Source organism: Paenibacillus sp. P4_E11 (assembly GCF_056401635.1).
In genome coordinates this window covers 1-11,407 of the sequence record NZ_JBFUIX010000125.1, presented here as the reverse complement: position 1 = coordinate 11,407, position 11,407 = coordinate 1, and the positions used below count along the sequence as shown (strand labels likewise).

General features: G+C 48.1%; 8 protein-coding genes and 2 pseudogenes. 9 read left to right on the top strand and 1 reads right to left on the bottom strand.

The features are described from left to right. Window positions 1–114 precede the first annotated feature (114 nt). The 8 genes from AC1DWB_RS28430 to AC1DWB_RS28395 all read left to right on the top strand — a co-directional run bounded on the left by AC1DWB_RS28430 (window position 115) and on the right by AC1DWB_RS28395 (window position 10,569). On the top strand, window positions 115–2,397 hold the full coding sequence (locus AC1DWB_RS28430) for an AraC family transcriptional regulator (RefSeq protein WP_477544470.1): 2,283 nt from the start codon (window positions 115–117) through the stop codon (window positions 2,395–2,397). A gap of 238 nt (window positions 2,398–2,635) precedes the next feature. Then, entirely contained in the window at window positions 2,636–4,252 is a 1,617-nt protein-coding gene (locus AC1DWB_RS28425) for a type 2 periplasmic-binding domain-containing protein (protein ID WP_477544469.1), read from the top strand. Between the two features lie 97 nt (window positions 4,253–4,349). Further along, the gene (locus tag AC1DWB_RS28420) at window positions 4,350–5,315 is read left to right on the top strand and encodes an ABC transporter permease (RefSeq protein WP_477544468.1); all 966 of its coding nucleotides are present in this window, start codon (window positions 4,350–4,352) and stop codon (window positions 5,313–5,315) included. 30 nt (window positions 5,316–5,345) lie between these two features. Then, window positions 5,346–6,344 carry a Gfo/Idh/MocA family protein gene (locus AC1DWB_RS28415; RefSeq protein WP_477544467.1) on the top strand — a complete coding sequence of 333 codons (999 nt, stop codon included), beginning with the start codon at window positions 5,346–5,348 and terminating at the stop codon, window positions 6,342–6,344. Further along, window positions 6,341–7,189, top strand: coding sequence for a sugar phosphate isomerase/epimerase family protein (locus AC1DWB_RS28410; RefSeq protein WP_477544466.1), 849 nt, complete (start codon window positions 6,341–6,343; stop codon window positions 7,187–7,189). The genes AC1DWB_RS28415 and AC1DWB_RS28410 overlap by 4 nt, the downstream gene beginning before the upstream one ends. Before the next feature lie 26 nt (window positions 7,190–7,215). Further along, window positions 7,216–8,226, top strand: a complete 1,011-nt coding sequence (locus tag AC1DWB_RS28405; protein WP_477544465.1) for a Gfo/Idh/MocA family protein — start codon at window positions 7,216–7,218, stop codon at window positions 8,224–8,226. 122 nt (window positions 8,227–8,348) lie between these two features. Continuing rightward, window positions 8,349–9,239, top strand: a complete 891-nt coding sequence (locus tag AC1DWB_RS28400; protein WP_477544464.1) for a carbohydrate ABC transporter permease — start codon at window positions 8,349–8,351, stop codon at window positions 9,237–9,239. A gap of 37 nt (window positions 9,240–9,276) precedes the next feature. Further along, window positions 9,277–10,569 (top strand): helix-turn-helix transcriptional regulator, encoded by a 1,293-nt coding sequence (locus AC1DWB_RS28395; protein WP_477544463.1) that lies wholly within the window; start codon window positions 9,277–9,279, stop codon window positions 10,567–10,569. A gap of 77 nt (window positions 10,570–10,646) precedes the next feature. On the opposite strand, the pseudogene AC1DWB_RS28390 reads toward AC1DWB_RS28395, so the two are convergent. Continuing rightward, window positions 10,647–10,805: pseudogene (locus AC1DWB_RS28390) on the bottom strand (IS110 family RNA-guided transposase); the annotation flags it as partial. A gap of 525 nt (window positions 10,806–11,330) precedes the next feature. Between AC1DWB_RS28390 and AC1DWB_RS28385 the strand changes: the two are divergent. Beyond that, window positions 11,331–11,407 (top strand): annotated as a pseudogene (locus tag AC1DWB_RS28385) (PadR family transcriptional regulator); the annotation flags it as partial.

The window sequence follows — 11,407 nt, the reverse complement described above, 5'->3', positions numbered from 1 at the left end:
CTACATTTTTTGAGAAATGGGCGTTCGAGTAGTTTTGACTGCCATTTCCCCTTATTTTTCGTGCTATAATGGGCCAGATAGCATAGCGGCTACTAGCAAAAGCGAGGGGAATGCATGTTCACAATCAAGCATTGGACACTTAAACGACAACTATTGGTATTCTCGCTAGTCCTCAGCCTTGTTCCTCTACTCATTCTAGGCTTCGTTTCTTCCCTCATCTCCACTCGTAATCTACAAGATGAGGTAGATCGGAATTATCAGATTATCCTGAAGCAAATCCAAGCGCAGGTTGACAATTACGTAAGTCGGATGGACCAAATCTCATTGACATTGGCTTCGAACGCTTCCTTGCAAAGGATTGTAAATAGTGGGATTTCGATGGAACAGTTCAACGATTCGTCACAAGCCATGAACGTGATTCAGCAGGTGATCGTGAACTCGGATATTCCCTTCGATGTTTCCCTGATCCTCACAAGCTTCAATACTACCTACTCTCATAAAATGGGCATAATCCGTCAAATTGAATTCCCCAACAATGAACTAGTGAAGCTCATGCAACTGCCGAACAATTCATCTTTTATAGTGCCGCCTCATACGTATACGAACCAGAATGAATTGCTTATTGTACGATCGGTGCCGTTGAATACGGTTTCTCCGAAAGGAATCCTGGTTCTTCAATTAGATACGAACCGATTGCAAGGTCTGTTCGAGCAATCTACTCTGAATGGAAACCGGACGATCTTTCTATTCGACGAGCAAGGCAAGATGATTACTTCCGGGAATCCCGACGTTTTCGGTATTCCTCTGTCGGTAGCCTCCAGTGCCTTGCAGCCCTATATGACCGGCATGCAGCCGTTTCCTGACAAGATGAAGATTCGTGAGACCAAGTTTGCCTTATCCTCAGTCAAATCCAATGTAAACGGATGGACCTATTTGGCAATGTCGCCGATGAAAGAAATCACGCAAAAGACCGATCAAATTCAACATGTGTCCCTTCTGATCATAGCCATTACCGCGCTTTTCTGGGCACTGGTCGCCACGATTGGCTCCAATCGGCTGTTGCTGCCGCTCCAAGAGTTGTTTTACAAATTCACGACTAAAGAAAAACAGGATAAAAGCTCGAAGCTGGACATCGTGAAGGCGTTGGACCGTCATATGGAGGATTTGCAGTTTGCGAACACCCACTTGTTGCGACGTCTGGACGAGCAAATGCCTTTAATGAGGGAATCCTATTTATTACGGCTGATACGCGGAGAAATAACTTATGGTCTAGGGGAGGAAGAGACCAGAGCTTATTTGGAACCTCTCCGTGGCGATTGGTTTTATGTAGGCGTAGTAGAGATCGACCAACTGATCGGGTTCAAGCGTGCGTACAAGGATCAGGATCGTTCTATGATCATGTATCTGCTACGCAACCTGATTACGGAGACCGTGGAAGCGCAGTTCCCTATATTAACCTTCTCCCCTCAGTTGGGACGGGTTGTCTTCATCATTGGATTCGAAGAGATTACGGAAGAAACCGAGTCTATCGTTCGGAAGGTAGGACGTGAAATACAAGCCAACATGGGCCAGCACATTCCTTTTACCACGTCCGTAATGATCGGGGAAGTTTGTAAGGGCTATCAGAACATTCATCACGGCTACGAGGAAGCCCTCTCCTTCATAGTGTACCGCTGGACGTTAGGTACGAATGTACTGATCACCCACAAGGAAATCCAACCCGTGCTTAGTAAAGCTAGTCGGCATGTTGTAAAAGCGGAACGTGCGGTACTCATCTCGCTGGAGCGTGGTGAATTCGAGAAAGCGGCGGATCATGTCTCGGAATTAATTCGCGAAGCGATGAAAACGTTGCGCCACTCCGATATTATTCTAGGTCTAATCGCGCATTTAATAGCGGAAATCGATCAATTGCTGCAAGAGTCGGGGAGCGATCTGTATGAGGTATTGCAAGAGGATGTACAAGCACGGTTATTCGAAACCACATCCCTGGATGAATTGCACGACTGGTTGATCCAAACCTTGCTCCCCTGCGTACAGATAAGCTTGGAAACCAAACAGATTCCAAGGCGCAAAAAAGCGATCGAACAAGTTATTGCAGCCGTACACAACAACTTCGATAGCGATTTATCGCTGCAGCAGCTTGCGGAATATGTTCAAACTTCACCGCCGAACCTGAGTAAATGGTTCAAGATGGAGCTCGGAGAAAATTTCGGAGAATACTTGATTCGATATCGGATGGAAAAGGCGAAGGAATGGCTCCTGACCAGCGACATTACGATAAAGGAAGTGGCAGATCGGTTGCGGTATACCTCCGTGCAGAACTTTACCCGAAGCTTCAAACAAATAACCGGATTGCCGCCGGGACACTTTCGCGATCAGCATAGAGAGCAAGGATAAACATTCGGCAGAAGCAACCTCTTAAAATAGTCAGGGAATGAGACCCTAGGGTTCTGGGTTCAACTTAACTATTCTAGGAGGTGTTTGGCGTGCTAGTAGACCCGTTATCATTTGTTGCTGGCTCTCAAGAACGATGAATAAATGATAAATGAACAACTGACAATTGTTCGGTCACGGGGTCTGTGTGATGATCAGGTCGTTAGCTAACAAGATGATCCAAAATAGATGGAGGGGTAAAATGAAAGTGAAAACGCTTCAATGGACCAAAAGAAGCACGGTAGTTCTATTGACGTCCAGCATCGTATTGAGCGCATGCGGGAAAGAGGGTACGGTTCAAGAGCCTAGCAATTCGGCCAAACCAACGGCTGCAACGGGGGCAACGCAGGAAAACAAATTCAAAGACAAATTAACCTTGAATTGGTTTGTCCCGGCGCCTTCGAATGCCAGCTTGCCTACCGATGACACGGACTTCGTCAGGAAGAGAATCGAAGAGAAATTTAACGTCGATCTCAAGGTTACGTACATGGTAGCGGGGAATGACTACACATCGAAGATGAATGTACTTCTAGCGTCCACTCCTCCGGACATGTGGAGGGACTCGACCGGGGATGGCGGGCAGAAATATGCGATCGATGGATTGTTAGCCGATCTGACTAAGTTTGTAACGCCAGGAACAATGCCTAATTATTTCAAATATTGGACGACCGAAGAAGAAGTGAAACGATATCGCACCAATAATCAATATGTACGGGCCCCGCTTCCCAGACCGAAGAAAACGTACCGGAGCTGGTATGTTCGCAAGGATTGGCTGGATAAGCTTGGTCTGAAAATGCCTACCAATTACGACGAATACGTCAACATGCTGAAACAATTCACCTTTAATGATCCCGATGGCAACGGCAAGCAGGACACATACGGGTTCACTACTTCCGGGGGCGGGGCAAGCTTGGGGTATGATTGGCCCGAATATGTGAAGAATGACCTGCCATTCCCCTCGTTTGTTGAGAATAACCAATTTGTCGACAGCAGCATGCACCCCAAGATGGAAACCTTGCTCAATGACGTAGTCAAGCTGATGAATGACAAAGTCATTGATCCGGACTGGTTTCTGAATAAAGCCCCTCAACACATTGAGAAAGCCATACAGGGAAAAGTAGGCGTAATTCTAGGTACAACCAAAAACTTTGCCTACGACAACAATACGCAAGGTCTCCAATATCGCACGAAGCAAATCAATCCCCAAGCTGAATGGCAGCCCATGCCCATCTTTACGAATAAAGCGATCGGAAGCATGTCGGCCCCCGGGAGCCCGTTCCTATTCCCGAAAACGGTGGCGGATAAAAATCCGGAGCGTATCGAACGGTCAACTGCCATACTCGACTGGCTAGCCGGTGAAGAAGGCTACCTGCTGACCCATTATGGAGTGGAAGGCAAGCATTACACTAGAGAAGGAAAAAATATCAAACTCAACGTGGAGGCCTTTACGAATGATGTGACCAAGAAGGGGGAGTTCCTGAGTATCTGGAATTTCTTCACCACGGATACCTCCCAACCGGAGGTCTACGGCCTGCAGTTAATTGATCAGCGGGAAACAGATCGTGATCGTAAGATCGCCAACGTGTTGGACTCCATTCCGTTGAATGATTACATTGGTGCACCGCTTGTTGCACCGGTAGGGTTTGATCTTCCCGCCTTCCGGAAACGGCAAAACGAGTTGTTCGCAAAGGCGATCTTCGATGACAAGTCGGGCAAAAACTGGCCGCAATACCGCGAGGAATTGCTTACMAAATATAAAGGCAAAGAGTTATTCGATGCGTATACCCAGAATCTGAAGGATGCGGGAGTCGTTAAGTAATAATAACAAATCATTAGGCGCCACTTGGCGGCGCTTCATCATTCTGCCAAATCGCGTGCATACGGACCATCTATACAGATCTATGGAGGGAAACGAATTGCCAAATACAGGGACAAGTCGGGTTCCAGCTACGGCTTCCCATATCGCTTCCGGAACCGTTCACCGGTTATTGAGGTCGCTGTCAACCAAACGTTGGTTGTATCTCATGATGGTGCCTGGGTTACTCTACTATGCTATATTTTGCTATCTGCCCATGGGCGGATTGATTATCGCATTCAAGGATTACAATCTGTTAAAGGGAGTCTGGGGAAGTCCATGGGTCGGGCTGGACAACTTTCGAATGGTATTCCAATCTCCTGATTTCTTTGTCGTGTTGAAAAACACATTGCTGATCAGTGTGTATAGGTTGTTATTTAATATGCTGCCTGACGTGATACTTGCTTTAGCATTGAATGAAATTCATTCGCGATGGTTCAAGAAAGCCATACAAACGATCACATATGGCCCTTACTTTCTATCATGGGTCATCGTCTATGGACTAGTCTTTTCGTTCCTTGCTCCAGGTTCCGGTCTTGTGACGAACTGGGTTCGCGACATGGGGTGGGGCCAACTTGAAATCTTGACGAGCAAAGATTTGTTCCGTCCCCTATTAATTGTTACGGATTTATGGAAAAACACCGGATTCGGCGCCATTATTTATTTGGCAGCCTTGGCCTCCATTAATCAAGAATTGTATGAAGCAGCCGTCGTCGACGGGGCTGGCCGATGGAGGCAGCTGTGGCACATTACATTGCCCGGGATCCGAGAGGTGTTCATCCTAATGCTGATCCTCCGGCTCGGGCATATTCTGGACGCCGGGTTCGATCAAGTGTATATCTTCCTTAATTCAAGGGTTTATGGTGTCGGAGATATTATCGATACATGGGTATTCCGCCGCGGCTTGGAAAGCATGGAGTTCAGTATCGGCACCACAGTAGGGTTCTTCAAGTCGGTCATTGGGTTCACACTAGTAATCGCTGCCAATAAGTTGGCTAAAAAAGTAGGCGGTTCCGGAATCTGGTAGAGAGTAGTCTAACAATAGGAGGCGTGGAGAATGAAACCAATTAGAACAGCAGTTGTGGGCTTGAATATGGGGCTGTATCACGCTCATGCATTCAGTAGAGCGGAGCGTTCCGAGCTGACCTATGTGGTCGACTTGGATGAAGATAAGGCGGCCAAGCTCGCAGAAGAGTTAGGTTGTAAGTACACAACGGATTGGACGAAGATCATGGATGAGATAGACGCGGTGAGCTTCTGTACGCCCCATCATCTACATGCCTCACAAGCGCTTCAAGCTATTCAGGCAGGCAAGCATGTGTTGATCGAGAAGCCGCTCGCTAATAGCGAAGAAGAGTGCTTGCAGTTAATCCAGGCAGCAGAGGAGCATCATGTGAAGCTGATGCTGGCCTTCGTAGTTCGTTACCTGCCGGCTGTGCGTAAATTGAAAGAGGTCTTGGATAGCGGGGTGTATGGCCAACCGATCCACGCTCAAGGGTACCAATTGGGACTGCTGCCGCCCATGCCGCCACAATCTTGGTTCTCGCGCAAGGAGACGCTCGGCGGCGGCGTTCTATTCAGCCATGGCTGCCATTATATCGATATCCTGCTTTGGTTATTCGGCGAACCGGATCGCGTTCAATCCATGGGCACCCGTCTGGGAACGGATTGGCTGGAAGGAGAAGGCACGGCGCACAGCACGATTCAATTCAAGAGCGGTGTGCTCGGACATCTCGTATGCAGTTGGGGAACCAAAGTGTCGCAAAGTCCGGGTAAGTATCACGTTCATACGACGGATGCGCTTCTCGAGCTGAGCAACGACATGTGGAAGTTGGAGGCGGTTAAGAAAGAGGGCAAAGAATGGGTTCGGGAATTGTTGTATGGAGGTCCGGAAGACGATAAACCGATTCCGGGCGGCAATGTGAGGTATGAAATTAATCATTTTCTGGATGCCATCATGAATGACACGACACCGGAAACCGACGGCAGGGACGCGCTGCTCTCGCATAGAACCATCTGGGCCATGTATAAAAGCGAAGGGGTTCCGGTGGGATGATCAAACTTGCTTGTATGACTTGGGTTTATAACAAAGTTTCGTTCGAGCGCGCTTTACAAGGGATTGCCGACGCGGGCTACCGTTACGTATCCTTCGGATTGCCGCACGAAGGCAAGCCTGTCTTCGACGACAGTCGCACGGGAGAAGCGGCACGAGTGCTCCAAACCCTCGATACCTACGGTTTGAAGCCTGTAACGTTGGTCAGCACGGATGCATTTAGTCCTTCGCAGCCCCTGGCAAGAGCCATTCAGCGTTTGGATTTTGCCAAGGCGTTGGGTGTAGAGGAGTTAGTCTCGCTGGGAACTTACAGCTACTTCAAGTTTCCGAATGAACCTCGCAGCGAAGAAGACATGAAGGAGATCGACGATGCCTTTGCAGCGAAGTTCAGGCTGATCGGGGAGGAAGCGGCGAAGAGAGGTTTATTGATTTCAATCAAGCCTCACACAGGAAATACCGCGACGTCCGTGCAGCTGGCCGAGACGCTTGCGAGCATCGGATCTAACTCGGTTAAAGTCTGTTACGACCCAGGGAATGTGCGATTCTACGAAGGGATTGAACCCTGCGCGGATTTGCCGGCCATTTCCCGTGAGGTGATCTCCGTGATTGCCAAAGACCACCGGGGAGCTCGAGCGGAAGCGGATTTTCCGATTCCTGGTGAAGGGGATGTTGATTTTTCGTCCATTTTTACCACCTTGAAGGTAGTTGGATTTAAGGGTCCTGTCATCGTCGAACGTCTGGATGATCGAGGTGCAAGCTTCTCGGCTGAAGGGCTAGATGAACGCATTACCATCGGTCGTCGACATTTAATGCGAATCCTCGCTGAAATCGGCGTTAGCTGCGAATAACTTACAGATTGGAGTTTGATTCTGAGATGAGAACGATAAGAGTGGGCCTGATCGGCTGCGGGCTGATGGGGAGCCTGCACGCCAGAACGCTGAAAGGGCTGCCTGGTGTTTCGGTTACAGCCGTTCATAACCGGACCCGGAGCAAGGCAGAGGCATTGGCTCAAGAAGTAGGAGCAACCGTGTATGATACTTACGAGGAACTTCTTCAGCAAGACCTGGATGCGGTATGGGTCGCTACGCCGGATCATCTCCATGTGGCTATATCTGTAGCGGTTTTGCAATCGGGCAAGCATTTGTTCCTGGAGAAGGCGCTAGCAACCTCTGCAGCGGATGGAGCCGAAATCGTAGCGGCAGGCGACCGGCATCCCGAGCTCAAAGCCATGGTCGGCTATCCGCTGCGCTTCGACCCCAGGTATCGCGCCATGAAGGAGGCCGTATCCCGATCCGATGCAGGCAAACCGCTGCAAGCGTGGTCGATGCGAACGCACTTCCTGGACCCGAACCAACAAGTCTATGATAAATATCGCGACCATTATTATGACACGCCTAGCTGGTACTTCGACGATCAGCACGGGAAAGGCCCGATCTTCTCCCACGGTTCCCATGACTACGATATCCTCATGTGGATGTGCGGAGAAGTGGAAAGTGTCTTCGCCTATGGAGGGACTTACCTACTGCCCCCGGGGAGCGTAGCCGATGCTTTCACAGTGGTTCTGAAATTCAGAAACGGTGGGATCGGGCATGTCAGCACGCCCTGGATTACCCGAGTCGAATACGACATTACAGGTGTGGCAACGGAGAAATTGACCATCGTTAACAATAATGGAGAGATCCGATTGAAAGCAGATAACGAAGTGGAACAACGGCTCACATATAGTGAGAATGATATGTGGGTGCGCATGAACCAACATTTCATCGATTGCATTCGATTTGATCGGCAACCGCTTATCTCCTTAAGCGATGGTCTGAAGGTGATTGCGGTTTCCGAAGCCGCTTACTCCTCCTTGCAAGAACGACGTGAAGTGTTTGTTGAGTAAGTAGATCGACTAGATGACGGTTTGGAATGCATGAGGGTAACCAGCATGTAAGTAGGGGCGGGGGTTTGCCGAACTCGGGGAGCGGGCGGGCTCCGTCCCTATCACAGAAAGTGAGTGAAGTTATGTCGTTCGTTATGCATAAATCAAGCTCGGATCGATTCGTAGATATCGTGATTTATTCCAGTCTTACATTGTTTGCCCTTTCTACTTTATTTCCGCTCTATTATGTCTTCATCGTGTCGATTACGCCCTATGCGGAAGTGCTTCGAAATGGTGGTTTCATCATTGTCCCGAGTCAAATCACCTTTGACGCGTATAAGGAAATCTTCTCCAGCACTCGCGTGCCCCATGCGCTAAGACTAACGTTGTTCATCACCCTATTAGGTACGTTGTTGAACTTGGTCGTTACGATCTTACTTGCCTATCCTCTATCCAAAAAAAGGTTGGGCGGACGAAATCCGATATTGGTTGCGATTGTATTCACGATGCTGTTCAGCGGAGGGCTCATTCCTACTTATCTAGTAGTCCGTGGAATTGGGATCTACAACACCGTATGGGCGTTACTGATCCCGGGACTTGTGTCGACGTTCAATCTCCTCATCATCAAAACCTACTTCGAGAATTTGCCGGAAGAAATGGAAGATGCGGCTAAGGTAGACGGGTGTGGAGATGTACGGACGTTGTTTAGCATCGTTTTGCCATTATCCATGCCTATCGTTGCGACATTGGGTCTCTTTTATGGGGTTGGACACTGGAATGAATATTTCAAAGGCATTATGTACGTAACGGACAGAGAACTTGCCCCTATGCAGGTCGTGCTGCGGAATATGATCCAATCTCCGAACGTAAACCAGGAGCTTGCGCTGTACGGTTCGTCGGATATGGCTCCCCTGCCTCCGGAAACGGTGAAGATGGCAACGGTAACCGTAGCGATTGTTCCAATCCTGGTTGTTTATCCCTTCTTGCAAAAATATTTCATGAAGGGCATGTTGCTAGGCGCCATCAAGGGATAAGGGTCGAGCTGGAAAATTGATGATGGGGGTCGTAAGAATGAAGAAAACGCCCATACTGATAGGCAGTTGTCCGACAATTCCTATCAGAAGAATTGAGTCGAACTCCAACCTGTTGGAGAAACCCTATACACCTAATTTTAGCCTCAAAAAACAAGCATTGTTCAAAGAACTGCTGGAAGGTACTATGGTTACCGAACGAACCAAGGTAGAAATCCTCCAGCTTGGAAGGATTCAGGAGTCCTATCCAACCATCTTGGCGATAGCGGAGATCGATGGGTTTCCGGAATGGGTCCGTTCCTGTGCCTCTGAAGATGGCTACCTGGTCAAGTCGGCGGTTAGAAGGATTGTTCTGGAAACGGCAGAGCTGCATAAGGTATTCGTTTGGGCGGAATGGATAGAGCCTCATCGATTAGGCATCTTGACCCAACCCATCGAAGCCGAGCAACCGATTCCCATGATCGATTTATTTGAAGCCGTACGAGAGTGGATTGCGACCCACTTGAGGACCACCGTAACCGTGGGAATGGGAGTCACTACGCATGACTGGGTTGGAATGGCCGCTTCCTATAAAACAGCATGCTCGACACTCGATTTCAAAGCTGTGTTGGGAAGCAATCGACTCATTCTTGCAGAGGATATCAGCTCCAGAGAGGAATGTGATATGATCCGCCAGCTTCAGCTGCTGCATGTGATCGGACAGGCGTTTAGAATGGGAAATGCGGCCTGGGTAGAACGGTTTCGAGAGCTTTTTGAAGAGCTGAGACACCACCTGTTTTCCAGGGATGAGCTTTTGAACATGTTTAATTATTTCATCTATCATCTTCACCGAGAAATGAGCGAGTTGCTGGATGATTATCGTGAGATTTGGAAGCTGGAGACGTTGCCGATGCTGCAATGGATCCTGCAGGAGAAGGACACCCTGGTGCAAATGGAGGTATGCTTCTATGATGCACTCATGCGTTCATTTGAACGCATAAAGACCATCCGCGATGGCAACAGCAACAGCTTGCTTATTGAGAAGGTGAAAAGCTATATTGAAGAGCATTTCATAGATCAAGATTTCTCATTGTCGGGTTTGAGTGACCACTTTGGCTTGAATTCAAGCTATCTAAGCAGGCTGTTCAAAGAAGAGTCCGGTGAAACTTTCATCAGCTACGTCACTCGCGTGCGGATCGAAAACGCAAAAACATTACTCCTTGAAACTCCTAGATCGATCAAAGAAGTCTCCTTGCGTGTGGGCTATCTCAACCCATTGACCTTTACCCGAATTTTCAAAAAAAACACAGGCAAAACGCCAAGCCTATATCGCCAGCAAGACACTGTAAACTAATCATAGGAAATAGCTTGCCGGCTTGTTGTCGGACAAGCTTTTTGTTTCTACAATGTATGAGAGCTCTATGTCGCATTAACAACCGTTTCTCGATTCGCCATTATGACCCGTAGCTCTTCGTATTCAGTAGATTGGAATCGGACAGGGGATTGGTAGCCGTTCTTCACCATGTCTGCGATCACCAGAGCATCCTTTTTGTCACTATTAGATGGAGTATTGTCACAGTCGGTTCCATTCCAACGATCATCTTATCTAGCTTGAATGAGACTAGCACGTGTGCCACGGCGTATGAAAGTCTCAATTGTAAATAGTAAAATTACGGAATGTCTCAGATGAAACAATAAGAAGTCTCATTTGTTGCCATTATATTGACTGATTTGGATTTAATTATTACGCACAATCACTCTTAACATCATAATCTTTTTAGGGCGCATAAGGCGCTCGCGCCGCTCAGTAAGGAAAATCGAAATCGGCTTCAGAATCATGGGATCTGAGCGATAACGGCATTTTGCCATTCAATGGAGAGTTATGGGGTGAGCGCCCGATGAATCCAACTAATGACACTTTCTGTTGAGGAGTTGCATTGTTGCAATCTTTCTCTTCCTCTATTGTCGAAGACATTTTGTCCATTGCAGAATTAACCGATTCATTAAGCTATACGAACATAAACGCTATTGACAAACCATCTACTGCGTGATACTTTATAGCTGTAGTAAGTAACACTTCATACCAGTGATACAGAATAGCAAGGGGTGATTGTGCTGGAAAATCTAACGGAAATGCTTAAAGGGGCGCTTGAGGGCTGTGTCCTTGAAATTATAAGCCGCAAAGAAACCTA

What these genes read in the sequence shown, in the direction of transcription:
- AC1DWB_RS28405 (WP_477544465.1), top strand. Translation starts at nt 7,216, where the DNA reads ATGAGAACGATAAGAGTGGGCCTGATCGGCTGCGGGCTGATGGGGAGC.
- AC1DWB_RS28430 (WP_477544470.1), top strand. Translation starts at nt 115, where the DNA reads ATGTTCACAATCAAGCATTGGACACTTAAACGACAACTATTGGTATTC.
- AC1DWB_RS28415 (WP_477544467.1), top strand. Translation starts at nt 5,346, where the DNA reads ATGAAACCAATTAGAACAGCAGTTGTGGGCTTGAATATGGGGCTGTAT.
- AC1DWB_RS28400 (WP_477544464.1), top strand. Translation starts at nt 8,349, where the DNA reads ATGTCGTTCGTTATGCATAAATCAAGCTCGGATCGATTCGTAGATATC.
- AC1DWB_RS28395 (WP_477544463.1), top strand. Translation starts at nt 9,277, where the DNA reads ATGAAGAAAACGCCCATACTGATAGGCAGTTGTCCGACAATTCCTATC.
- AC1DWB_RS28410 (WP_477544466.1), top strand. Translation starts at nt 6,341, where the DNA reads ATGATCAAACTTGCTTGTATGACTTGGGTTTATAACAAAGTTTCGTTC.